We start from the raw sequence: 25,912 nt of genomic DNA on the forward strand, positions 1-25,912 counted from the left end.
CCCAAAGACAAAAATAGAGTTAAATGCCAGCCGTTTCTTTGATATAGCGGCGGGCTTTCACCGCATATTCGAATGGGTTAGCAATAGCCGGATCCTGCTCGGCCTCCACCACCATCCACCCCTGATACTCTTTTTCATCCAGCAACTTAAATACAGGGCGGAAATCGATGACACCATCACCAGGCACGGTAAAGGTTCCTTTTTTCACCCCATCAAGGAAGCTGAGTTTTTTTGCTTTAACTTCTGCGACAATATCATCTCGGACATCTTTCAGATGGACATGATTAATTCGCGGTAAGTATTTTTCTAGAATAGCTAACATTGCCTCTTGGCTGCCCTCGGAATAATAGGCATGGCCAGTATCAAATAACAGGTAAACGTCGTCGTTAACCATACTCATATAACGGTCGATTTCTTCAGTCGTTTGAATGCCGGTCCCCATATGGTGATGTAAACACACCTGCATCCCTTTCGTGGCAGCAATTTTGGCTAATTCGTTATAGCCGTCCGCAACACGTTGCCATTCAGAATCAGTAAAATAAGGTTTCTCTTCAAATACGGCCTTTGTGGTTCCTTGAATACTTTTACTTTGCTCTGAACAACCAATGACTTTCGCCCCCATTGCATGGAGAAAATTCATATGATGGGTAAATTCATCAATGGTTTTAGCGCGCAGGTCATCGGCAAAAAAAGTACTGAACCAGGCATTACAAATCTGTATACCGCGCAGCTCCAGCATTGGTTTCAATATGTTAGGATCTCGTGGATATTTACTGCCAACCTCACTGCCGGTAAAACCTGCCAATGCCATTTCACTGATACATTGTTGGAAGGTATTTTCTTTACCTAAATCTGGCATATCGTCATTCGTCCAACCAATAGGGGCAATTGCCAACTTCACACGATCTTTATTCATAATAAACCTCTGCGATACCGCTGATTTATACAGATGAATACAATTAAAACAATACGGATAAATCAATTCTTCCGTCACCAATATTCACATGTTGATGAATAACAGCATCAACATGTGGCGGATGCGCAATATATTGCTAACCGATGCATGTGAAATGCCGTCAGCAGTAAATTGATGACTTCACGAAAGGCCGCACCCAATATTATTGGTTATAAAAATTAGGGCGTTGCGGCAAGCTAATAGAGACAATATCACCACTGTCTTGTGCTGCAATACACGCATCCGCCGTCACCGCGGCAGCAAAACCATCCCATGCAGAAGGCCCAGTTAGTTTTTCAGCCAGAACATCATTGATAAAGGCTTGCAGCTCAATATCATAGGCATCGATAAAACGGTCTTTCCAATCGGTGAGGATTTCATGCGACAGCCGCGCTTCGCTACGCAGCAATACTGAGGATGGCTCAGGTAATTTTGCTATACCAATATCGCCCACAACTTCACATTGAATATCATAGCCATATTGACAGTTTACAAAGATTTCCACATCAATACGTGTCCCTTTCGCTGTTTCAAATAACACGACTTGCGGGTCTCTCAGCTGTGCTTTGGCATATTTAGCTTTGCGAGGGAAAACAACCTGTACAGAGACATAATCATCATCTAATAACCAGCGTAATACATCGATTTCATGAATTAATGTATCAGTGATAGCCATATTAGTGGTGTAATTATCGCCAACTCTCGGATTACGATGAGCGCAATGCAACATTAATGGCTCGCCAATTTTCCCACTCGTAATCACCTCTTTTAGCGCACGATAACCTTGATCATAAGGGCGCATAAACCCAACCTGAACCAAGCGCTTACCTTGTGCAGCCTCTGCTTCCACAATGCGCTTACACCCTTCGGCAGTGACAGCTAATGGCTTTTCACAAAAAACATATTTACCCGCAGCAATCGCTGCCAGAACAAACTCTTCGTGGCTCGGCCCCCAAGAAGTGACGAGCACTACATCCACTTCTTTTGCCTTAATCACTTCATAACCATCAGCATAAACATTGGCTTCAATACCAAGGTCGCGAATAACGTTAGTCGCATGTTCGCGATTAATATCGGTTACGGCGACAATACGGCCCCCCTGCAATACCTTGCTGCAACGACGAATATGATCCTGACCAATCGCGCCCGTTCCGATCACACCAATATTTAGTGACATATTATTTCCCTCATGAAGTTTTGGCTTGCAGGTGACACCGTTTTTTTACGACTTCACATCCAGATCAAATACAATTAGCGCTAATAATCACGGGCTTTGGCTATATTTTGATCCAATACCCGAACCACGGCGTCTGTCCTTTCACTGGCAGAAACCTGAGCAACCCCGACCCGCCACCAGCTCAAGTACTTATGCACCATGGTTTTTGGCAGGACTTTAATGTCTATCAAGGTTGAAATGGTCTGCAAACGGGCATCTGCCAATGCATCGATCAGCTGCTGTTCGGTAGCAACACGATATGTTTTACAGCCATAAGCTGCGGCTAACATGGCAAAATCTACGGGAACAAAATCACCGTCTAATTGGCCAGTCTCTTGATTACGGAAACGGAATTCGGTGGCATAGCTGTCCATGCCATGTTCCATTTGAAGGTTATTAATACAGCCATTGGTCATGTTATCGAACAGCACGACATTAATTTTGCAGCGCTCTTGAATGGACGTGACCAGCTCGGAATGCAGCATCATAAAAGCACCGTCACCCACTAATGAATAAACTTCGCGCTCAGGTTCAGCCAGTTTCACCCCTAATGCCGCATTAACTTCATAGCCCATGCACGAATAACCATATTCAACGTGGTAGTCATTATTCCCTTGTGCGCGCCATACACGCTGCAAATCACCGGGTAAACTGCCCGCAGCGGCAACAATGACAGCATCTTGAGGTAATTGAGCATTGAGCACCCCCAGCACTTGGCTTTGTGTCAGGAAAGAGCCGGTTTTATTGATAAATTCAGCAAAAACCTGTTTACGATCCAAGTGGTCATTAATCTCAGGGGTGAAATCATGTGCAGCGTATTCCACCTGATAGACCCGCTGTGTCTCGGTTAATTGCTCAGCGCGCATCCGAGCAATTTCACCACCCCAATCGGCCTGATATCCGGTATCACTCAGCTGTTGATACAATGCCGACAATGCATCCCGCGCATCAGCCAGCAACTGCAAACCATCCAATTTTCCAGCATCAAAAGCACTGACATTAATATTGAGGAATGAAACATTCGGGTTCTGGAATAACCATTTAGATGACGTGGTAAAGTCGCTATAACGAGTGCCGACACCAATGACTAAATCAGCCTGTTTTGCCAATGTGTTGGCGGCCAAGCAACCGGTTTCGCCAATACCACCAAGATTCAATTCATGTTCGGCGCTAATCGTCCCTTTACCGGCTTGTGTTTCTACCCACGGCACCCCGAAATATTCGGCAAATCGTTGTAATGCCAGGCCCGCTTGTGAATATTTCACCCCGCCACCGCACACCAAAATAGGCTTACGTTTTGCACTCAACAATGCAATGGCATCAGCCAGCATTGCTGCACTGGCTGGCCGCCTATCAAGTCGATGAATTCTTTTTTGGAAAAAATAATCAGGATAATCATAGGCTTCTGCCTGAACATCTTGTGGCAGACACAACGTCACAGCTCCTGTCTCTGCCGGGTCTGTCAACACTCTCATGGCATTAATACACGCGCTCATCAACTGTTCTGGCCGCGTAATACGGTCCCAGTATTTACTCACTGGCTTGAATGCGTCATTGGTGCTGATACTCAAGTCATGAGATTGTTCGATTTGTTGTAGCACTGGGTCAGGTTGGCGTGATGCAAACACATCACCAGGGAGAAGAAGTAACGGTATGCGGTTAGCCGTTGCAGTCGCTGCGGCAGTCACCATATTGGCACTGCCGGGCCCGACCGATGATGTACAAGCATAGATCTGCTGGCGCAGTTTTTGTTTAGCAAAACCGGTGGCCGCATGGGCCATTCCTTGCTCATTTCGCCCCTGATGAACAACTAATCCGCCACAATCTTGTTCCAGAGCCTGTCCGATACCCAGCACATTACCGTGGCCAAAAATAGCAAAAATACCTTTGATAAATTTGATTTCCTGACCATCAACTTGCAGGTATTGATTATCCAAAAAACGGACTAATGCCTGTGCCGTGGTTAGCCGAATCTTATTCATTTACCCATCCTTTGCTTTGTTTGCGCAACACCATAGTGGCTAAGAGGTATTCAGCCCCTTGGGATACCTTTGCCGGGAAGCAGCAGCAGACTTGATGGTTTCCGCTATGCTGATTACCGAGAAGTGAAACATAGCAGGGATTATAAACAAATATTTTTTTCATAAAATGGCATTACAGAAGAAACATTTCATTATGCGATGAAGATCAAATTATCGGGTAAATACTGAAATCACAAAACCCAAGTATCGTCGCTACAAATGGCATCAGTCCATCCAATTAAATATGCATATATACAATTGATATTATTATCTTATATTGAAAATTAGCACCCATAAACCCTTCAAATCAAACAACCATTAATCCGCTCAATCAATCCTTGTAATGCCTCTTTTAAGTGGTGATATAGGGCTTTTAGCCAGGTCACATAACCGGGGAATAAATTTCATTTAATCTTGAACTTGAAATTTTTATTCCTCATACTGATTTTAGAAGCATTATTTCAGGTCTATTGCAGCCGCCATTGTCGGGTTTGATTTAATACAGAAGGAAATGGGGATGGGTACACAACACAAAGTGCTGGATGTCATATGTATCGGGCGAATTGCCGTCGATTTTTATGGACAACAGATTGGTTCCCGGCTGGAAGATACCAGTACATTTGCCAAATATTTGGGCGGCTCATCCGGTAATGTTGCCTATGGAACAGCAATCCAAGGCTTAAAATCAGGGATGCTAGCCCGTGTAGGAGATGAGCATATGGGCCGCTTCCTACGCGAGGAATTACAACGTGTTGGAGCTGATACCCGTTTTCTTATTACTGATAAACAGCGCCTGACAGCCCTGGTTATTCTCGGTATTAAAGACCAAGAGACTTTTCCACTCATTTTTTATCGTGAAAACTGTGCTGACATGGCACTGATACCGGAAGATATTGACGAATCTTATATTGCATCCTCACGCGCGCTGGCCATCACCGGTACACATCTTTCTCATCCAAATACGCGCGCCGCAGTATTAAAAGCATTGGAATATGCACAGAAACATGGTTTACGAACAGCCCTGGACATTGATTATCGCCCAGTTTTATGGGGCCTGACCTCCCTTGGCGATGGTGAAACACGTTTCATTGCGTCAGAAAAAGTTACCCAGGAATTACAGGAAGTTTTGCACCATTTCAATTTAATTGTTGGCACAGAAGAAGAATTCCACATTGCCGGGGGCAGCACCGATACGCTGACCGCCTTGAAAAATGTGCGTAAATCTACTCCGGCGACCTTGGTCTGCAAACGTGGAGCACAAGGTTGTTCGGTATTTGAAGGGGAAATTCCCCACCATTGGGAGTTCGTCAAATTACATTCTGGCGTGCGTGTGGATGTCCTCAATGTATTGGGGGCGGGTGATGCATTTATGTCTGGTTTACTGCGCGGCTACCTGAATGATGAAGGCTGGGAACAAGCTTGCCGCTATGCCAATGCCTGTGGTGCGCTGGTTGTTTCCCGACATGGCTGCGCACCGGCCATGCCAACCAAAATTGAATTAGACGATTATCTCGGCCGTGAACATTCGGTTCCACGCCCTGATCGTGATACCCGACTTAACCATTTACATCGGGTGACCACACGTAAACAACAGTGGCCAGAACTTTGTGTGTTTGCTTTTGATCACCGCAAACAACTTGCTGATATGGCGCGTGATGCCGGTGTTAGCGAAGAGCGCATTCCCAAACTCAAACTATTGCTGCTACAGGCGGCACAACAGGCGGCCCAAGAATCTGGGCTGGCGCATAAAAGTGGCATTTTGGCGGATACAACCTACGGTCAGGACGCACTAAATACCATCACAGGACAAGGATGGTGGATAGGCCGTCCAATTGAGCAGCCCAGCTCAAGGCCATTGCGGCTTGAACATGGCAACATTGGCTCCCAACTGATTGATTGGCCAATAGAACATATTGTGAAGTGTTTGGTTTTTTATCATCCCCAAGACAGCGCAGAGCTGCGCCGGCAGCAAGATGAACTGATTATGGATGTTTACCAAGGCTGCTGTAAATCAGGCCATGAATTGCTGTTAGAGGTGATTTTACCTGAAGATAATAGAGATAAAGACGAACGCTATTATATTGAAACTATGTCACATTTCTATCAATTAGGTATTCAACCAGATTGGTGGAAACTCCCGCCTCTTAGTGCAGAAAACTGGCAGCAGGTTGGTAAACTGATTGAAACTCAAGACCCTTATTGTCGGGGTGTATTAATTCTTGGGTTAGATTCCCCAGAAGCCATATTAAAAGCGGGTTTTTCCGCCGCTGCGCAAGCCCCGTGGGTTAAAGGTTTTGCTGTTGGTCGCACCATTTTCGCCCAGGCATCGCGTCATTGGCTGCAAGGCGAGTTGAATGATGCAGAGCTTATCTCGCAAGTGAAACAAAATTATCAAACACTTATAGGTTATTGGCGGGACTGTCGTCCGTTAGCCTAAATTTAAAGCAACTTTACCGATGCCGGTGTGCGAACACATCGGCGTCATTATGCTGCTATCTGCGCTGTTTATTCCTCATTAGTCTTAAAAATGCCCATCTTTGCTAAATTTAATAAAGTAATATCTTTAGGTTACCCGCTTTTCTTTAATAATACGCAGTGAACTAATTCAAGTTGCAATGAAATAAAAGTAAATGCCAGCATCAGTAAATGAAATTTTCCAACCATCTGTTAGAATACCTGGCAGATATACCCAAAGAACTTGGGGTTACAGGTCGTCAGCAAGTGAACAAACCCAGGCGAATTTGCGTCAATAAGTGATTCGGGTGAGTAAACCTAGCTAACAACTTTGCGGCTTCGAGTACGAAAGGGATAAGACCTGAATTTTCCTCAGCCGTAGGCCGAATGAATGAATAACCCAACTCAGCTTTCATTATTACAAGACCAAATCCGTCAGCGTTATGAGACGTTAAGTAAACGCTTAAAACAAGTTGCCCGTTATATCTTAGATAACAGTAATAGCATCGCATTTGATACGGTTGCGTCCATTGCAGCACAAGCCAGTGTGCCACCTTCAACCCTAATTCGGTTTGCAAATGCCTTTGGTTTCAGTGGCTTTAATGAAATGAAACAGGTATTCCGTCAACACTTGATGGAAGAAACGGTAAATTATACCGAGCGGGCACGGTTATTCCGCCAAACCTCGACCGATGGCAACACTGCACCAGAAAAACCCGCGGAAATACTCAATGTATTTACCATGGTGAATGCACAAGCTCTGCAACAATTGGCAGTGCAAACCAGTGCCGAGCAATTGGATAAAGCAGTTGAGTTGTTGAATAACGCTGAAAATATCTACGTAATTGGGCTGCGCCGTTCTTTCAGTGTGGCATCTTATCTGACTTATGCATTACGTCACTTAGAGCGCCGTGCTTTCCTGATTGATGGGCTGGGAGGAATGTTCGCGGAACAATTGAGTATGGTGAAACCTAAAGATGTAGTTATTGCTATCAGCTATTCACCTTATGCTCAAGAAGCATTAGAACTGGTGGAGTTGGGTGCGAAAAGTGGTGCTCAGCAAATTGCGATTACCGACAGCCAGGTCAGCCCATTGGCGGCGTTCAGCGATGTATGTTTTGTGGTGCGAGAAGCGCAAGTTGACGGATTCCGTTCACAAGTTGCATCTATGTGTCTGGCGCAAACATTGGCGGTTTCATTAGCATTGAATAACGCAAAGGAGTAAGTCTTTCAGCAGACTCTCTGGTTATACCAAACTATGCATTCCCCAAGTTAACCATAAAATGGGTAGGATCTTACCTACCCATCAATCTATCTCACACGCATTATCTCTAACCAAAACTAGTTGGCTTATTTATTTTCTGGCGAATATTGATCACTATTGATCCATGCGTGATCTCTTTCCCAGGTAAACTTCCACAACCGCACCGGCCCCGCCATGACATTCAAGTAATAGCTGTTATATCCGGCCAATGTTGCCACTGGGTGGTAGCCTTTCGGTACTTTCACCACATCACGGTTATAAACTGGCATGCATTCATCCAGTGAACGATCGTCGGTATAGACTCGCTGCATGCAGAAACCTTGCTCTGGGTTCAGGCGGTGATAATAGGTTTCTTCCAGATAAGTTTCATCTGCGGCATTTTCCTGATCATGTTTGTGGCTTGGATATGAACTGGTATTTCCTTCATCGGTATACACCTCAACCACCAGCAGGCTGTCTGCGGGTTGTGTATCAGGTAAAATATTATGCACTAAACGTTGGTTGCGCCCTTTCCCCCTACGCTCAACACCCACATCTGCCGGAGTAATCAGGCGAGAAGGTAAATAACCATGACCTGGAGCGCGGCAAACGGCCAATTCCAAATCAGTTTCCGCCACAATTTTCACCTGATCATGGTGTGGCACATAAACAGCATACGGTGGTGTTCGTTCAAACGGACTCATGCGCTTGCCAATATGCGGATATTCAGCTTGCTGAGTTGAAACGGATGCAATACCCGCAATCAATACCAGACAAAGTTCATTATCAGCACTGTCCAGAATCAACGATTTTCCCGCTGCAAGGTGATAGACATCAAACCCAACAAATCGCCAGCCAGCATTCTCTGGTGAGATATGCTGAATACGTCCATTCACATCTGGTGGCTGACATTTGGCAAGCAGTGAAGACATAATGGCGCTCCTGTTAACAACATGAAATTATTCTAACGAACACCTTCAGATAGCATTACCCCAGCGTTGGCATACTGTATTCTGATACGGTCTGCTGACCGGTTGGCCAGCGGGCGGTCGTTGTTTTCATTCGCGTGTAAAAACGCACGCCATCAGTACCATGAACATTCAATGCGCCAAATACAGAACGTTTCCAACCGCCAAAACTATGAAATGCCATAGGAACTGGAACTGGCACATTAACACCGACCATCCCAGCCTGGACTTCATGGACGAATTGTCGGGCAAAGTGGCCGCTACTGGTAAAGATAGCGCTCCCGTTACCAAATTCATGGCTATTCACGGTATCAATCGCTGTTTGATAATCACCAACTCTGACAATACCGAGCACTGGCCCAAAGATTTCTTCTCGGTAAATTTTCATATCTGGCGTGACATGATCAAACAAGGTGCCACCGACGTAATATCCTTGCTCATGACCATCAACCTTATAATTTCGGCCATCAGTGATTAACGTCGCACCTTCTTTAACCCCTTGATCTATATATCCCAAGACTTTTTTCTGATGAGCCGCTGAAATTAATGGCCCCATTTCATTTTCTTCGCCACCTTGCTGCAAGCCAGGGCCGATACGTAAGCGAGCAATAAGTGGTTTTAGTTTTTCAATTAACTTATCTGCTGTGCTATCACCAACAACAACGGCGATAGGCAGTGCCATACAGCGCTCACCTGCAGAACCAAATGCACCGCCCATCAATGCATTTACGGTCGCATCGAGGTCGGCATCAGGCATTATAATGGCCTGATTTTTTGCCGCACCAAAGGCTTGTACGCGCTTACCATGAGCACTGGCAGTGGTATAGATATGTTCAGCAACAGTAGAAGAACCAACAAAACTTACCGCTTGAATTCGTGGGTCAGTACAAAGTTGGGCCGCACTCTCATTTGAACAGTGAATAACATTGAATACACCGTCAGGTAAGCCAGCTTCGGTCAGTAACTCAGCCAAACGAACAGAAGCAGAGGGGTCTAAAGCGGGTGGCTTCAGAATAAAAGTATTGCCACAGGTTAAGGCCACCGGGAACATCCACATCGGCACCATTGCAGGGAAGTTAAATGGCGTTATTCCTGCGACAACCCCCAAGGGTTGCAGCATTGAGAAGCTATCCACACCAGTACCGACATCTGCCGAATATTCACCTTTCAATAAGTGCGGGATACCACAGGCAAACTCGACAACTTCAAGGCCGCGGGTAATTTCACCCAGTGCATCGGAGTAGACTTTACCGTGCTCGCGAACAATCAACTCGGCCAATTCATCACGATGCTGTTCAATCAGCACTTTAAAATTGAACATAATCCGGGCTCGGCGCAAAGGGGTGGTCTGTGACCAGTCGGCAAACGCCTGATGAGCAACACCAATAGCCTGATGAACCTCCTCAGCAGTGCTTTGAGTAACCTGACCCTCAACCTTACCAGTGGCTGGATTATGAATATCGGCAGTTTGATGGCTGGAGCTTAGACAATGCTTTCCACCAATAAAGTTACTCACAATTTTCATGTTTCACCCTCTTCTTAATAGCGGTTATCGCAAGGGTCATTAAAATGGCGAGATGCCAGACACCTAACGAGCCATACGCTCAATCAGTAAGGGTATCTTGTGGTCGTGCCAAGAGACCCCGCAAGGCGATCAGTCACCAGGAAGGCGAAGAACCAGCCGATATGCAGACTCTATTCTATTGAAAAAAAAGTTTCAAATAACTTTCTTTAGAAATTTTGTTTTGTGCGATGCATCGCAAGTTCCTGCAAAGCTTTAACCTAACCCTCAAAATACTCAGAACAGCTGCGCACTACACATACTTACCTGCATTTCCTCAGTTTTATATCCGAAATAAACTGCTAGCATAAAAAATCCAGTGTATTTAGTGGGCAATTAATCATCTTAAATAACCTTTATCCGATTTTTTACCGCTTGATATTTGAGCTTTATCTAAAAATTAATGTTTCGTTATTTTAAATAAATGAAATGAATGTTTTTATTAAGTATCTATGTGAGTGACCTCCGCCCGCTCTTGCCCTGCTTATTTTTCTCAACAGGTTAGTGCTGCAGGTTGGTGGCAAGGGATACAAAATGGAGTTTTTATGGCGTATCAACCAAAAAGGAATACCGGTTATGTGTTGCGGATCTGCGGCATTTTTCTATCTGTAGATTTTTCTGCCCGCAGCGTTTTTATCGTTAAGCGGCTCTCCGAGCTAAACATCTCAGAGAGTCAATATATCTCAAGCATCCATAACAGCAGGAGCAAATCGCATGTTTATTGCACAAAATCGTTTCTGTATTAATCGCAAAATTGCCCCCAATTTAAGTATTGAACGTTTTATCCAACTGGTAAAAAAATGTGGGTTAAATAAGGTTGAATTACGCAATGACATGCCAAGTGGGGAAGTCACTGACGGGCTAACCGCGGCACAACTGAATGCTTTAGCCAATGAATACGAAATTGAAATTGTCACTATCAATGCATTGCAATACTTCAATTTACCAGAGCATGGTTCGGTGCTGCTGCAAGAGGCAGAAAACCTGCTAAAACAGGCACAAGCGATTAACTGCCACGGGGTAATTTTGTGCCCCAATTGTAACGCCAGTGACCCGCGTTCCGCAGGACAAAAAGAGCAAGACACACTGGATGCATTATTGTTACTCGCCCCGCTATTTAAAAAATATCAGATTACCGGACTGGTGGAACCTTTAGGCTTTGAGATCAGTTCATTGCGCTCTCATCTGCTCACACAGTCCATCATCCGCCAATCAGCAACCCCCTACAAAATGGTGTTGGATACCTTCCACTACTATTTGAGTGATATCGTGCAGGCCGAGTTTGATGCACATATTGATGTCAATACTATTGGCTTGGTGCATCTTTCTGGTGTTGAAGAAGCACGGCTAAAATCTACACTCACTGATGAAGACCGCATCATGCTAAGTGAGCAAGATAAACTGCAAAGTAAGCAGCAAGTCGAGAATCTTGAGCGGCTAGGCTATCAGGGAATATATGCTTTTGAACCATTCTCATCACAGTTAACTACCTGGTCAGAGGCTGATATTGAAAGAGAGATTCGCCACAGTATTGCTTACCTGCAAAGCTAACAGGCAAAGTTCGTGTTGATGGCAAATATTAACGGCCAAATTTCGTGTTGTGTATGAAAATTGCAATGTGGCATCGGGGTGCCTGGTTGTTAGGCATCCCGAAATATGCTGGATAAAGGTTTTCTATGTATTACCGCAAAAATCCTGCTATTGGGCACTTCGACCACGCCATCTAACAGCCAGACTTGCAGCACCCGCCAGGGTGATCAGGGCAACAACACCGACCCAGCCCATTTTTTCCAGCATCAGGCTGCCCAAGGCAGACCCGACAGCCATCCCAATAAACACGCCGGTGAATAACAGCGCATTGAGCCGGCTACGGGCTGCGGGTTCAAGGCTATAAATAATGGTTTGATGTGCGACTAATGTGGCTTGAACACCAAAATCAAAACCAATGGCGCTGACGACAATAAGCCCTATCTGAAGCTGAAAGGGTAGCAAAGGCAAAAGAAACAGAGCGGCAAACGATAATGTTGCCAGGCCTGCGCCAATTAAAGTAACCACTTGTGGCCCTCGGCGGTCGGCCAATGATCCCGCTAATGGCGCAGCCAATGCACCTGCAGCACCGGCAAGACCAAACGCCCCCGCCACGGCACTGCCAAGGTGATAAGTATCCTGTAGCATCACAGCTAAAGTTGACCAGAATGCGCTGAATCCTACAGATAATAACCCTTGTGATAATGCAGCCCGGCGTAAGTCTTTAAACTGCAGCCACAAATGGCTCATTGAGGTGAACAGAGCCGGATAACTCAGTGTCGAGGTTGCTGGCAGCCGCGGCAAACAGCGCCAGATAACTAGAGTGATTAAAATAACTGACAGTGCGGCGCCCATATACAGTGACCGCCAACCGAAGTATTCAGCGACAAAACCACTCAACACCCGTGACAACAAAATACCCAACAGCAAACCCGTCATAACCGTTCCGACTGTTTTTCCGCGTTGAGCCGCCGAGGCTAAGCTTGCGGAAGCCGGGACAATGTCCTGCGCCATCGTGGCCGCAATACCGATAACAAAACTGGTGACAAGTAACCCACTGATACCCGGTGCAAAGCCGCTAAATAACAATGCCATGGTCAGCAGAATGCCTTTCAACAAAATGATAATCCGGCGGTCATGGCGGTCCCCCAGTGGGGCCAGTAATAATATGCCTAACGCATAACCAATTTGTGTCAATGTCGGCACCATACCTACCGCACCTACGCTGGCATGCAAATCACTACCCATAACGCCCAATAGGGGTTGGCTATAATAAATCGATGCAACGCTAAGGCCTGCACCGGTTGCCAACATAAGAACTGTCCGCCCGGAAAGGCTTTGTTCAATGCTATTTGCGGGGCTTGCTGTGGTTTGGATGACTGTCATGATGGCTACCTGTAATGTTATTGAGGCTATATTTTTGCCTGTACAGACACATCTTGGTAGTCGCCCACAGAGTAAAACTGTTATACGCTGTACGTATGAAGGAAATTAATTTATCTAGCATTGACCGTATAGAGTTGATGCAAACATTTATTCGTATTGTCGAGGCGGGGAGTTTGTCCGGGGCAGCGGCACGTCTGGGTACAAGCCAGCCAACAGTTAGCCGCCGGTTGCAAACACTGGAACGTTTGCTGGGTTTGAAGCTATTGCAACGTACCACGCATATCATGAAATTGACTGATGATGGCGAACGTTGTTATTCCCACGCCAAAGCATTGGTTGAAAACTGGAATGCCATGGAGGATGACCTACGAGGTGCGACCGACCAACCCAGAGGCTTATTGCGTGTATTGGTTCCGCATGCCTTCGGACAGGATCAATTAATCAAACCACTTAAAGACTATCTGTATCGTTACCCGGAAATGTCGGTTGAATGGACGCTAAACGACCGTCGCCCAGATTTTATTGCTGAAGGTATAGATTGTGCTATTCAAGTTGGGGCTGTAACCGACCCTTCGGTTGTCGCCATTCTTCTTGCTGAGGTGCCGCGCATCGTGGTGGCTGCACCTGAGCTATTGAACAACAAACCGCTGCCCACACACCCCGAACAATTGCTGGATTTTCATTGGATAGCATTAAATTCGTTTTACCGTAATGAAGTCGTTCTTAGCCATAAAACACAGGGTGAAATCCAGCGTATTTCCATTAAACCACAGTTGAGTACTGACAGCCTGTATGCATTACGTAATGCTGCACTGGCAGGATTAGGAGCAGGGATTGCATCAACATGGGTAATCAGCGACGACCTTGCCCAAGGGCGATTAGTCCATCTGGCACCAGATTGGCACGGATTACCTTTACCCATCTATTTAGTTTACCCCCACGCCAGTTTTTACCCTGCCAGATTGCGCGCGTTTCTCGATATCATGCGCCAAGCCATGCCAAGTTTGGCGGGAACACAACTTCCGAGTAAGAAATCTAGATATACACCAAGGTAACAGCCATATTCAGATGACATGGGGAGCCAGAGGCTCCCTTTAAGATAATAATTAAAACATAACGATATTTTGGGGCGAAAAAAACACTGAATATTAACTAACGATAGAGTCAACCTGTTCAACAAAAGTCTTCATACATTCAGCCATATATTGCTGAGTGACTTTTGTCACTTTTTCGTAGTTGTTTATTTGCCACTGCTCTAATGGGGCTTTAATAGGTTTAGGCTCACAAACAAAATACATCGTATTCTTTTGCCAAGCTTCTTTCTTTTTACTGAAACTGGTCACATAACGTAATTCATAGTCAGTTTCTGATCCAGATAAGTTCTCGTACATTAATAACCAGACACTTGGGCGCACTTCTATTTTTTCCGTATAAAGATGCTTAGGTTTATCCGCCAGCCCTTTCTTTACTTCAGCTTCAATATTTGGCATGAAATAACCAATAGTCGGATTACTCAACACGACTATTTTTGTGCCTCTTAAATCTTCTTTCGTAAAAGTACTGCCCGAAGCCCCCCCCGCAAACGCCTGAGCGACAAAAGCCACAACAGAGACACCTACAGCAGCAGCGGTATCAGAGCGGGTAACCAGACGTAGCGAGGTATCCGTTGCATGGCTGTTTCCTGTTTCCAGCTTGTTATATGCGGATATTGGTATTTCTGCACCATTTTCACCACGAATAGATTTCTTTTCGACTTCAGTATCATAGGGCTGTTTACCAGCACAACCTGATAACAATATAGACACTAATATAAGACAAAGAGATTTAGAGTATTTCACCACATAGTCCTTTAGATAGTTACTTAAATAAAAACAAACCAATATAGATTACTTAACGATACATTTTATTAGAGCGAGGTTATCTCAATATTATATTTTGTTGTGTGCATAAAAATCTCAAGGCGAGATAAATCCATGCATAGGTCGCAAATGATATCATCATCTTAATGAATTCATTAAAGTAAAAATCATTTCATGCGAAAAATACAATTGGGTAAAATTAATGCGGTCATTAAGCTAAATTTACTAGATAAAAAAATATTTCTTGGGTTAACGTAAGATAAAATTATTTTATGCAGGTTATTATTAGCAGGTAAGGGATATAGCGAGACGCGCCACTCCAGCATATTTTTATGTCGCGGTGAGATAATGCTCTTTAACTCAATTGGCGCGATTCATTGGCTTCCTGACTTAGGAATGTCTATATGATAAAACCACTAAGGCTGACACTGCGGCTCTACTTTGTCAGATTTCATCTCAGACAATAACCAGAGTGAAAAATCCCGCATAGCCGGTGTTTCTGTACGAGATTGCAGACGAGTTAACCAATATCCGCCCAAGTTAATCGTCGTGCTAAAAGGCTGGATAATACGTTCACTCAGTAACAGATGTGAAAACATTGACGGTGGGGCCAGTGCAATACCTATCTCTGCTTGTACCGCTTCCAGCATGCTCACCGACGAGTCGAACACCATTATTTGCTGAGAGGGTGAAGGTAGACATCCCCCAGCAGCAGCAAACCATGCTGACCATTCATCACGCCGATAAGAACGCAGCAGGGTAAATTTTTGTAGGTCATTAGGCTGGCGCAAACTTCCCGCCAATGTAGGGGCACACAGCGGAGCCAGTGGCGCATCGCACAAAAATTGCGACTCGGTATCATGCCAGGCTCCATTGCCATAACGAATAGCATAATCCAGCCCTTCAGCCACAACATCAACACGATTATTGTGCGTTGAAAGTAAAATATCCACATGTGGATAGCGCTGTTGAAAATTCTTCATCCGCGACAATAGATAGCCAGTTGCAAACGTTCCAACAACACCCACCCTGACTTTTTCACGCATTACCCCGGCAGAAAAACGGTCTAGTGTGTCTGCGATACGATCAAAGGAATCATTAAGGATTGGCAGCAGATTCTCGCCTTCGGTGGTTAACACTAATCCACGAGAAATCCGAATAAAGAGGCGACAATTAAGGCGTTGTTCCAGCGCTTTGACCTGCTGGCTTATGGCTGCATGGGTAACATTTAATTCGATAGCAGCCTTAGTAAAACTTAACTGTCTGGCTGCGGCTTCAAAGGCACGAAGCGAATTTAAGGGAATGTAACTGCGTACCATAGATTTATCTGTTAGTTTTTCTATTATTAAGTATCAAATATAATCGATTGTTATCCATAGTCAATCACCGCAGAATCGGCAGCGCAAAGGAGCCACACTGCTTATTACTGATTAATTTATGGAAGATCCCCAATGTTAAAAAAATCTATCGTCAATATTTTGGTCTTCGCCGCTATCGCAACTTCCCCATTTTATACCTCGGCACAAACTCGACTGACGGAACAGCAGGTTGCAACTATCGTCAATAAAAATCTTAAGCCGTTGATCGAACAACAAGATATTCCCGGGATGGCCGTCGCTGTCTTTTATGATGGCAAGCCACAGTTTTTTAATTACGGCGTAGCGGATATAAAAGCCGGTATTCCAGTGACTGAAAATACGCTGTTTGAACTTGGCTCGGTCAGTAAGACCTTTACCGGAATAGCCGGGGAATATGCCATGCAAACCGGCATAATGAATCTTAATGACCCAGTGACAAAATACGCTCCTGAGCTAACAGGGCAGCAGTGGCAAGGTGTGAAAATGCTGCATCTGGCAACCTACACTGCCGGAGGGCTGCCTCTGCAACTGCCAGATTCAGTGACAGACCAAAAATCACTGTGGCAATATTATCAACACTGGCAGCCACAATGGGCGCCGGGTGTAATGCGAAATTACTCCAATGCCAGCATTGGTTTATTCGGTGCGTTAGCGGTGAAAAAAAGCCCATTAACCTTTGAAAACTATATGAAAGAATATGTATTTCAGCCATTAAAACTGACACGTACTTTTATCACTGTCCCTGAATCTATGCTGCCCGACTATGCTTGGGGATATAAGGATGGTCAGCCGGTGCGCGTCACCTTGGGCATGCTGGGTGAGGAAGCCTATGGGGTAAAATCCACCACGAAAGATATGGTGAGATATATGCAGGCAAATATGGACCCAGACCAGCTATCAGCCAAAAACGATAAGTTAAAGAAAGCGATCATCGCGGCGCAATCTCGCTATTTCCAAGCTGGAGACTTGTTCCAAGGATTGGGTTGGGAAATGTACAACTGGCCTATCGACCCGCAAAAAGTCATTGCTGACAGTGGCAATGATATCGCCTTGAAACCGCGTAAAGCAGAGGAGTTACTGCCACCGCAGCTGGCAACACCGGCATCCTGGGTTCATAAGACCGGCGCGACCAATGGCTTTGGTGCCTATATCGTCTTTATCCCAGAGGAGAAGATTGGCATAGTGATGTTAGCTAACAAAAACTACCCGAATCCAGTCCGCGTGCAAGCAGCTTATAATATTCTTCAGGCACTGCATTGAGAGTTATACCGCACTGATTTCTTTATTGCCTCTTGCTCGGATATACCGGGCTAAGAGGCTTTACTGCACTGCGAGTGATTTTAGCGGGTAAATCTCATGATGCCTGCTTCGCGGCCAATGCCTGCGCGCAAGCCCAGGCCGAGCTCCAGGCCCATTGGAAGTTATAACCACCTAACCAGCCAGTAACATCAACAACTTCACCAATAAAGTACAATCCCGGCACTTTATGCGCTTCCATTGTCTTAGAGGAAAGTTCTTGGGTATCTACACCGCCAATGGTGACTTCTGCGGTGCGATAACCTTCAGTCCCATTGGGCTGTACCCGCCACTGCTGAAGGTTCGCCACCAGTGCCGCTTGCTGCGGAGCATTTAATTGCTTCAGAGTGACATCTGGCAGTTGCTCCAGCGTCTGAAGACATTCCACCAACCGCTTAGGTAGCAGTTGCGCCAATGTGTTTTTCAGAGACTGATTTGGATGGGCTTGCCGCTCATTGTTCAAGAAAGCATCTAAATCAGTATCAGGAAGTAAGTTAATGCTCACAAACTCGCCAGCCTGCCAGTAGCTTGAAAGTTGTAAAATTGCTGGGCCAGAAAGCCCACGATGGGTAAATAAAATACTCTCGCGGAAACTGACCCCATTTTCTGCCGTCACTACCGCAGGGACTGAAACACCGGACAACGTTTGTAGGTGCTCGAGCAACGGTTTATGCAAGGTGAAAGGCACCAATGCCGCACGGGTTGGCAAGACTGTCAAACCAAACTGTTCTGCCAATTTATAGCCAAATGGAGAGGCTCCCAGTCCAGGCATAGACAGGCCACCAGAGGCCACAACAAGTGAGTTAGTGCTCACTTGCATTTCGTTAATCTGCAATAGGAAGCCGGTCTCGCTTTTTTCAACTGATAGAATTTCACTGCGTAACCGAAGGGTAACCTGCCCCAACTCGCACTCTTTTAGCAGCAACTCAACCACCTGTTGTGCAGAATCGTCACAGAACAGTTGCCCCAGTGTTTTCTCATGCCAGGCGATACCATAGCGATTCATCAGGTCGATAAAATCCCACTGGGTATATCGTGCCAAAGCAGATTTACAGAAATGAGGATTTTGTGACAAGTAGGCAGCAGGTTCTACAAACATATTGGTGAAATTACAGCGGCCACCACCGGACATCAGTATTTTACGCCCTGCTTTTTTGCCATTATCAACCAACAGCACCCGACACCCTGCTTGCCCGGCTTGAGCAGCACAAAATAGCCCCGCCGCACCCGCGCCTATCACTACCACATCAAACTGTTCCACACTGGCCTCACTGAGTAAAAAAATCATCGCAGCAAAAAATTGCTCATACTACTGACAAAGCCGATTGGAGGGGAAATGTACCGAATGGGTCGTAACGGCGTAAGCCGTCGGAGCGCCCATAGGTGCAGTCACCGCGACAAACTCCAGACCATAATCTATGGGTTTGTCATCAACCGCAGCAAAAAATTGCTCTTTTTTTTATCGATTTACAGACTATTTAGTTCATTCAACCGACAAATTCGCGGCGGGGGATTGTAAGTCGCCCATCAACAGGAAGCTATAGTAAGAAAATGTCTCATAGGGTAAAACTAAGTAACCTGCTGATATAACATGCATATGTTGCTCAAAAAGACGATATTGTCTGCACTCATGTCAAAAAAAGGTCATATTTTCCTTTTCCCCACCCCCCATTGTCACTGATAATGCGCCGCGTTCATGTCCACAAACTGGCGTAACGCTTATGCTACATCTTTTCGCTGGCCTGGATTTCCATACCGGCCTAATGTTAGTCCTTGCTTTGTTGTTCGTGCTGTTTTACGAAGCCATCAATGGTTTTCATGATACAGCCAATGCGGTTGCGACCGTAATCTATACCCGTGCCATGCGTTCTCAGGTGGCTGTCGTGATGGCAGGGGTGTTTAACTTCCTCGGCGTGATGCTGGGCGGATTGAGCGTGGCTTATGCCATTGTTCACTTATTGCCTACTGATCTGCTGTTGAACGTCAGTTCAGCACATGGGTTGGCCATGGTCTTCTCAATGCTGCTGGCCGCGATTATCTGGAATTTGGGTACCTGGTATTTTGGTATTCCGGCCTCCAGTTCACATACGCTGATTGGTGCAATCATCGGTATTGGTTTAACCAATGCATTAATGACCAGTACATCTGTGGTAGATGCGCTGAACGTTCCTAAGATGATTCAAATCTTCCTGTCATTAATCTTGTCCCCAATAGTGGGTCTGGTTATTGCTGGGTTGATGGTGTTCCTGCTACGTCGTTACTGGAACGGAACCAAGAAGCAGCAACGTATTCACCTGACACCTGCTGAACGAGAAAAGAAAGACGGTAAACGTAAACCGCCATTCTGGACACGTACTGCGCTTATCCTGTCGGCTATTGGTGTGAGTTTCTCTCATGGCGCTAACGATGGTCAGAAAGGGATTGGCTTGATCATGCTGGTATTAATCGGCGTGGCTCCGGCTGGGTTTGTCGTGAATATGAGTGCTACCGGCTATGATATTGCTCGCACCCGCGATGCAGTGACTCATCTGCAACAATATTATCAGCAGCATGTTGAAGTAATACCTCATGCTGTCGCGCTGAAGCCATCAGTGGCTACGCCTGATACATTGCCGAATACATCTGCTCAGTTCCATTGTGACAGCTCACGCGCCATGATAGCCATTGATCAAGCACAAGCCCTGCTGGCTAATCTGCAAAGCTATGATGGCCTGACAGTAGACCAACGCAGCCATATGCGTCGCTTGCTGATGTGTGTTGCCGAGACCGCAGGAACTGTTGCTAAACTGCCAGAAACCAGTGCTCAAGACCGCCGTTTCCTTAACAATCTGCGTACCGATTTGTTAGAAACTGTGGAATATGCGCCAACCTGGATTATTGTTGCTGTCGCTTTGGCCCTGTCCTTGGGTACCATGGTGGGTTGGAAACGTGTTGCGGTCACTATCGGTGAGAAAATCGGTAAGAAAGGCATGACCTATGCACAAGGGGTTTCTGCCCAGGTGACTGCGGCGGTATCTATCGGTATTGCCAGTTACACCGGTATGCCAGTCTCAACCACTCAGGTGCTTTCTTCTGCGGTTGCCGGCACCATGTTGGTCGATGGCGGCGGTGTGCAAAGCAAGACGGTGAAGAACATTATGTTGGCATGGGTACTGACTTTGCCAATCTCTATTCTTCTTTCCGGCGGTTTGTATTGGATTGCGTTGAAGCTTATCTAATCCAGCGAATGTATTGCTATTACAGTACGCCTTAGTGCAAAACTGTGATGATACTGGACGGTGATAGCACCGGACGGTAAGGGTAAATAAAAGGCGGCCTGATGAGGTCGCCTTTTTTAATTGTTTTTATGCCAAGAGTTCATACTAATACCACAACATTAAGCCCATCAGGCTGACCACCACCAAACCGCATAATGCACTGGTCAGCATAAATTGCCCACGTAATCTCTCGCAGCGGCGAATAAACTCCGGATCATGGTGATCAAGATAACGCTGAGCAAAGATATAGCCGACTAATCTAATCTGTTTGCTCGGCTGACCGTGGGAGGTAAAAAATCCACCGCCATCGACATATTGATACAGCAAAGGGTCACAACCACGTAAGACGACCAACAAAGCACGCAGTGATGAGTAATAACGCGCCATATTAATCACACATACCACACATAATGCCCAAAAAAGTGCGACGGTACTGATCATAATCATCCCCCCAGCGATATCACACGCATTAGGCCAGTGCCTAACCCTTTTGCGCCATCGCTCACTCTAGCCGATACAAACACCCCCAGGGCCTCAAAAGTCACCCCCTATCGTCCGCTTTCTACTTGTGGTTCGAAGCATTTTTACGCGACGCACAATACGAACCTGTAGGACTCCCTTATGAGTGTAGGAAATGAAATGAAAAATAGCCTGATAATCTCCAAATTAAGCCCATTTGGGGCTTGTTTAGGCCCGACGCATTCGAGCCTTGCGCTCTGGAAAGTCGGTTTAACCGGTAAAAAACATTGTCTAAATATTAATCTTTCTTAACTAAACCATATATATTTGACCGCGAGTTTTTATAAGTTATATTTGCATCACAAATATGAAATTCTCCCCATCGGGATGATTTATCAGCGCTATACTGAGTATAATGATCTGCATTAAATTCAATCAATTTGGTAGTACACCAAGGTAATCAACTATAGAAATTAGTTAACTCTTGGTGTAAAAAGACAGACGTTTGCTTTAGTGATCATCATCAAAACGGTGTGTTGTGATCCGTGAAACACTTCAATGACGGGTCATAATGATATTATGTCACTATCGCGCTAGCACCCGTTCAACAGGTTGAATGTTTGCTTACCCATTAATTAACATTATGGAAGGAGTTTACTTATGGCTTACAAACACATTCTGATTGCGGTTGACCTCTCTCCGGAAAGTAAAGTGTTGGTAGAAAAAGCGGTCTCCATGGCCAGACCATACAATGCCAAAGTGTCTTTGATCCATGTTGATGTTAACTACTCAGATCTCTATACCGGTCTGATCGACGTTAATCTTGGCGATATGCAAAAACGCATTTCTGAAGAAACCCACAATGCTTTGACCGAACTTGCTCAAAATGCGGGCTACCCGATTACGCAAACACTGAGCGGGAGTGGTGACTTGGGTCAGGTACTGGTTGATGCCATTAAGAAATATGATATGGACTTGGTATTATGCGGCCATCATCAGGATTTCTGGAGCAAGTTGATGTCTTCAGCACGCCAACTGATCAATACCGTACATGTCGATATGCTTATCGTACCACTGCGCGATGACGAAAATGGTGAAGACGAATAAGCTGCCTAAATCTAATTAGTTCAGCATCATCACCTCTAACGCCCGCCATTGACGGGCGTTTTTTATGCTCAAACCTGCATCCACCCTATATTTCCACACATTAGCAACCCTGCTGATTTTTTTGGTTAAATCCCTTGTGGTATGAATATAAACCAGTGATATAGTCGATGATTCACAACATCGTCTCCTCACTATTTTGATAATAATAATTATCCACAGAACCTAGCATCTAAGCTTAAGGTCACAAAAGCGGTCAGGAGAGTCTTACTTAGTACAAGGAATTTTTAGTGATGAATGGTTTAACCTCTCTGGAGTCGTTTTTAGAGTCTTTACAACAACGTGATACCAACCAACCAGAATATCTCCAAGCCGTACGTGAAGTTTTTACCTCGCTTTGGCCTTTTTTGGAGCAAAACCCCCATTATCGTGAACAGAGTCTACTAGAGCGTTTAGTTGAGCCAGAGCGCGTGATTCAATTCCGTGTGGCATGGACTGACGACCAAGGTAAAGTCCAGGTTAACCGTGCCTGGCGTGTTCAATTTAACTCTGCGATTGGGCCATATAAAGGCGGAATGCGCTTCCACCCCTCAGTAAACTTATCAATTCTTAAGTTCCTGGGCTTTGAACAAACGTTCAAAAATGCCCTGACAACACTGCCAATGGGTGGCGGTAAAGGCGGTTCTGATTTTAATCCGAAAGGAAAAAGTCAGGCCGAAGTGATGCGTTTTTGTCAGGCACTGATGACGGAGCTTTACCGTCACCTTGGCCCGGATACTGATGTCCCTGCGGGGGATATTGGCGTTGGTGGCCGTGAAGTGGCCTTTATGTCCGGCATGATGAAAAAACTGTCCAACAACACCGCCTGTGTATTTACCGGCAAAGGGCTTTCCTTCGGCGGCAGTCTGATTCGCCCGGAAGCCACGGGTTATGGTTTAGTTTATTTCACTGATGCCATGCTAAAACGCCACGGTTTAGGTTTTGAAGGGCGAAAAGTCTCTGTTTCTGGGGCGGGTAACGTTGCGCAATATACCATCGAAAAAGCGATGGAGCTGGGGGCGCGGGTCATTACTGCCTCTGACTCAGGCGGCACCGTGGTTGATGAAGCCGGCTTCACACCGGAAAAACTGGCCCATCTGGCTGAGATTAAAAACAAACGTTATGGCAGCATTGAAGATTATGCCCGCGAGCGAAATCTGGTCTATTTAGCCAATCAGCAGCCGTGGAGTGTCCCTGTTGATATTGCCCTGCCTTGTGCAACACAAAATGAGCTGGATTTACCTGCGGCCCGTCAGTTGATTGCTAATGGCGTTAAAGCTGTAGCCGAAGGCGCTAATATGCCGACAACCATTCAGGCCACTGATGCCTTCCTGGAAGCCGGTGTGTTATTTGCACCAGGTAAAGCAGCCAATGCCGGTGGCGTAGCGACATCTGGTCTGGAAATGGCGCAGAATGCCGCGCGCATGAGCTGGAAGTCAGAGAAAGTTGATGTTCGTTTGCACCACATTATGCTGGATATTCATCAATCCTGTGTTGAATATGGCGGTGAAGGCAAACAAACCCACTATGTCCACGGCGCAAATATTGCCGGTTTTGTCAAAGTGGCAGATGCGATGCTGGCCCAAGGTGTGCTGTAACTAGCCCCTTATTCCCATATTCTTTGAGATGAGAGTCGATAAGAATATGGGATAATCAGCTTTAACCATCAATATGGTAAATATTTAATTAACTAGCATATCTAATTAATTTATTATTTTGAGATAATGCTCATTTAAATAATTAGCGCCACTAGTAATATCCTCCCCTCACATCAATAGAACTCATTTTATTATTAGGGGCCACCATGACCAGGGAATGGACTGAAATAGGCATAATAGCCGCAAGCAATATAAACACAGAGAACATAACCACAGACAATACTAACGATACCAATATAATAAATAGCATAACAAATGAAAAACTATCTGAAATAACCCCAGAATATACATTTGGTGATAAGACAAAAATCACTAACAAGATATTTTATTCATTTAGTCAAAGCTATTCACTGTGGGAAAGTGATATTACCTATCAGCAGGACGCCCCCATCTTTCCATTTAACCAACAACAAATTCGTCAGGCCAAACTGGCAATGCAAAGTTGTGCTGATGCTGCCAATATTCACTTTATGGAAACCTCTCAAGATAATCCCGCTAATCTATTATTTTTAAATTACGAACAGCAAGATGTTACGATTGCTGGTTATGCCTATTACCCCGGCCAGGGGGATTTCAGCCCATTATGGATTAATTTTGCTCACTGCGATGCCGCTAATCCCACCCAAACAAGCTATAGCGCATTAATTCTCACACACGAGCTGGGCCACACGCTGGGCTTGAAACACACACATAACCCTGATAGCTACACACAACAGGTGAGTGTCATGAGTTATTTATCGGAGCAATCCTCTGATGCGGACTATCTTGGGCACCACCCATCAACACCACAAATGTTGGATATCGCCGCTTTACAATATCTCTATGGTGCCAATCCGCACACCCGCCTTGGGAATACCACTTACGGTTTCAACTCTAATAGCAGTCGTGAATATTTAACCGCAAATAATGCCAGCGATATATTGATATTTTGCGTATGGGACGCGGGCGGCATTGATACTTTTGATTTCTCCGGTTATAAACAAAATCAAACTATCAATCTTAATCAGCTCAGTTTCTCTGATGTTGGTGGATTAAAGGGAAATATCTCCATTGCTGCCGATGTTATTATTGAGAATGCCATCGGGGGTGATGGTGATGATAATATTAAGGGAAATAAGGCAGACAATAGATTGACCGGCGGCGGCGGTGCTGACCAATTGTGGGGCAATCAAGGTTATAATACCTTTGTCTACCAAAGTGTTAGCGATTCGTTAACCACCGCTGCCGATACCCTTCACGATTTTAATGTGGATAAAGATAAAATTGATTTATCTGCTTTGGCGCTGGACAGTAATAAGACTCGGTTGGTAGATAAATTCAGTTTTGGTGGTGATACCGAGATAATGCAGCACTATGATGATATAAGAGATATGACGTATTTGATGATTGATTTTGATAACCAGGTGCATGAAAACGATATGCTGATAAAACTTACTGGTAACCATCAGCTGTCATGCAATAACTTTATTCTCAGCCCATCCTTCACGGCATAATTTATCTCTTTGCCCTACTCACTATCAAAATCACCTACTAGAAAGTAAGTGATTTTGG

19 protein-coding genes are annotated in these 25,912 nt (G+C 45.3%); 9 read left to right on the plus strand and 10 right to left on the minus strand.

What is annotated here, in order from left to right; genetic code table 11:
• Positions 1-19: 19 nt before the first annotated feature.
• The 3 genes from iolE to iolD all read right to left on the minus strand — a co-directional run bounded on the left by iolE (position 20) and on the right by iolD (position 4,153).
• Positions 20-916: a myo-inosose-2 dehydratase gene (iolE, locus tag YROHD0001_RS08685; RefSeq protein ID WP_004714754.1), complete on the minus strand. Its 897-nt coding sequence runs from the start codon at positions 914-916 to the stop codon at positions 20-22.
• A 202-nt stretch (positions 917-1,118) separates the two neighbouring features.
• A complete protein-coding gene (gene iolG, locus YROHD0001_RS08680; RefSeq protein WP_004714755.1) occupies positions 1,119-2,132 on the minus strand; it encodes a bifunctional inositol 2-dehydrogenase/D-chiro-inositol 1-dehydrogenase in 1,014 nt (337 codons plus the stop codon).
• An 80-nt stretch (positions 2,133-2,212) separates the two neighbouring features.
• Positions 2,213-4,153 carry a 3D-(3,5/4)-trihydroxycyclohexane-1,2-dione acylhydrolase (decyclizing) gene (gene iolD, locus YROHD0001_RS08675; protein ID WP_004714756.1) on the minus strand — a complete coding sequence of 647 codons (1,941 nt, stop codon included), beginning with the start codon at positions 4,151-4,153 and terminating at the stop codon, positions 2,213-2,215.
• Positions 4,154-4,709: 556 nt separating this feature from the next.
• Between iolD and YROHD0001_RS08670 the strand changes: the two genes are divergently transcribed.
• A complete protein-coding gene (locus tag YROHD0001_RS08670; protein WP_032816923.1) occupies positions 4,710-6,629 on the plus strand; it encodes a bifunctional 5-dehydro-2-deoxygluconokinase/5-dehydro-2-deoxyphosphogluconate aldolase in 1,920 nt (639 codons plus the stop codon).
• A gap of 408 nt (positions 6,630-7,037) precedes the next feature.
• Positions 7,038-7,871, plus strand: a complete 834-nt coding sequence (locus YROHD0001_RS08665; protein ID WP_004714758.1) for a MurR/RpiR family transcriptional regulator — start codon at positions 7,038-7,040, stop codon at positions 7,869-7,871.
• A gap of 125 nt (positions 7,872-7,996) precedes the next feature.
• On the opposite strand, the gene iolB is transcribed toward YROHD0001_RS08665, so the two are convergent.
• Together iolB and YROHD0001_RS08655 are read right to left on the minus strand one after the other, a co-directional pair.
• On the minus strand, positions 7,997-8,821 hold the full coding sequence (gene iolB, locus YROHD0001_RS08660; protein WP_004714759.1) for a 5-deoxy-glucuronate isomerase: 825 nt from the start codon (positions 8,819-8,821) through the stop codon (positions 7,997-7,999).
• A gap of 55 nt (positions 8,822-8,876) precedes the next feature.
• Positions 8,877-10,382, minus strand: a complete 1,506-nt coding sequence (locus YROHD0001_RS08655; protein ID WP_004714760.1) for a CoA-acylating methylmalonate-semialdehyde dehydrogenase — start codon at positions 10,380-10,382, stop codon at positions 8,877-8,879.
• Positions 10,383-11,132: 750 nt separating this feature from the next.
• On the opposite strand from YROHD0001_RS08655, the gene YROHD0001_RS08650 reads away from it, so the two are divergent.
• A complete protein-coding gene (locus tag YROHD0001_RS08650; protein WP_004714761.1) occupies positions 11,133-11,969 on the plus strand; it encodes a TIM barrel protein in 837 nt (278 codons plus the stop codon).
• 147 nt (positions 11,970-12,116) lie between these two features.
• Here the strand turns inward: YROHD0001_RS08650 and YROHD0001_RS08645 are convergent, their stop codons facing one another.
• The gene (locus YROHD0001_RS08645; RefSeq protein ID WP_004714762.1) at positions 12,117-13,331 is read right to left on the minus strand and encodes an MFS transporter; all 1,215 of its coding nucleotides are present in this window, start codon (positions 13,329-13,331) and stop codon (positions 12,117-12,119) included.
• A gap of 95 nt (positions 13,332-13,426) precedes the next feature.
• Here YROHD0001_RS08645 and YROHD0001_RS08640 point away from each other — a divergent pair, with 95 nt between their 5' ends.
• Positions 13,427-14,386 (plus strand): LysR family transcriptional regulator, encoded by a 960-nt coding sequence (locus YROHD0001_RS08640; protein ID WP_004714763.1) that lies wholly within the window; start codon positions 13,427-13,429, stop codon positions 14,384-14,386.
• A gap of 93 nt (positions 14,387-14,479) precedes the next feature.
• Here YROHD0001_RS08640 and YROHD0001_RS08635 read toward each other — a convergent pair whose 3' ends face one another.
• Positions 14,480-15,169, minus strand: a complete 690-nt coding sequence (locus YROHD0001_RS08635) for a hypothetical protein (protein WP_032816925.1) — start codon at positions 15,167-15,169, stop codon at positions 14,480-14,482.
• Between the two features lie 437 nt (positions 15,170-15,606).
• Positions 15,607-16,509: a LysR family transcriptional regulator AmpR gene (gene ampR, locus YROHD0001_RS08630; protein WP_004714766.1), complete on the minus strand. Its 903-nt coding sequence runs from the start codon at positions 16,507-16,509 to the stop codon at positions 15,607-15,609.
• A 132-nt stretch (positions 16,510-16,641) separates the two neighbouring features.
• Here ampR and ampC point away from each other — a divergent pair, with 132 nt between their 5' ends.
• On the plus strand, positions 16,642-17,808 hold the full coding sequence (gene ampC, locus YROHD0001_RS08625) for a class C beta-lactamase (protein WP_004714767.1): 1,167 nt from the start codon (positions 16,642-16,644) through the stop codon (positions 17,806-17,808).
• Positions 17,809-17,902: 94 nt separating this feature from the next.
• Here ampC and YROHD0001_RS08620 read toward each other — a convergent pair whose 3' ends face one another.
• Positions 17,903-19,105, minus strand: coding sequence for a BaiN/RdsA family NAD(P)/FAD-dependent oxidoreductase (locus YROHD0001_RS08620; protein WP_032816936.1), 1,203 nt, complete (start codon positions 19,103-19,105; stop codon positions 17,903-17,905).
• 460 nt (positions 19,106-19,565) lie between these two features.
• Here YROHD0001_RS08620 and pitA point away from each other — a divergent pair, with 460 nt between their 5' ends.
• Positions 19,566-21,062: an inorganic phosphate transporter PitA gene (pitA, locus tag YROHD0001_RS08615; protein ID WP_032816926.1), complete on the plus strand. Its 1,497-nt coding sequence runs from the start codon at positions 19,566-19,568 to the stop codon at positions 21,060-21,062.
• Positions 21,063-21,206: 144 nt separating this feature from the next.
• On the opposite strand, the gene uspB is transcribed toward pitA, so the two are convergent.
• Positions 21,207-21,542: a universal stress protein UspB gene (uspB, locus tag YROHD0001_RS08610; protein ID WP_004714770.1), complete on the minus strand. Its 336-nt coding sequence runs from the start codon at positions 21,540-21,542 to the stop codon at positions 21,207-21,209.
• Between the two features lie 678 nt (positions 21,543-22,220).
• On the opposite strand from uspB, the gene uspA reads away from it, so the two are divergent.
• The 3 genes from uspA to YROHD0001_RS08595 all read left to right on the plus strand — a co-directional run bounded on the left by uspA (position 22,221) and on the right by YROHD0001_RS08595 (position 25,854).
• Positions 22,221-22,667: a universal stress protein UspA gene (uspA, locus tag YROHD0001_RS08605; RefSeq protein ID WP_004714772.1), complete on the plus strand. Its 447-nt coding sequence runs from the start codon at positions 22,221-22,223 to the stop codon at positions 22,665-22,667.
• Positions 22,668-22,957: 290 nt separating this feature from the next.
• Positions 22,958-24,301 (plus strand): NADP-specific glutamate dehydrogenase, encoded by a 1,344-nt coding sequence (gene gdhA / locus YROHD0001_RS08600; protein ID WP_004714773.1) that lies wholly within the window; start codon positions 22,958-22,960, stop codon positions 24,299-24,301.
• A gap of 206 nt (positions 24,302-24,507) precedes the next feature.
• On the plus strand, positions 24,508-25,854 hold the full coding sequence (locus YROHD0001_RS08595; RefSeq protein WP_004714774.1) for a M10 family metallopeptidase C-terminal domain-containing protein: 1,347 nt from the start codon (positions 24,508-24,510) through the stop codon (positions 25,852-25,854).
• The last annotated feature ends 58 nt before the right edge of the window (positions 25,855-25,912 follow it).

It is taken from the genome of Yersinia rohdei ATCC 43380 (assembly GCF_000173775.1).
GTDB lineage: Bacteria > Pseudomonadota > Gammaproteobacteria > Enterobacterales > Enterobacteriaceae > Yersinia > Yersinia rohdei.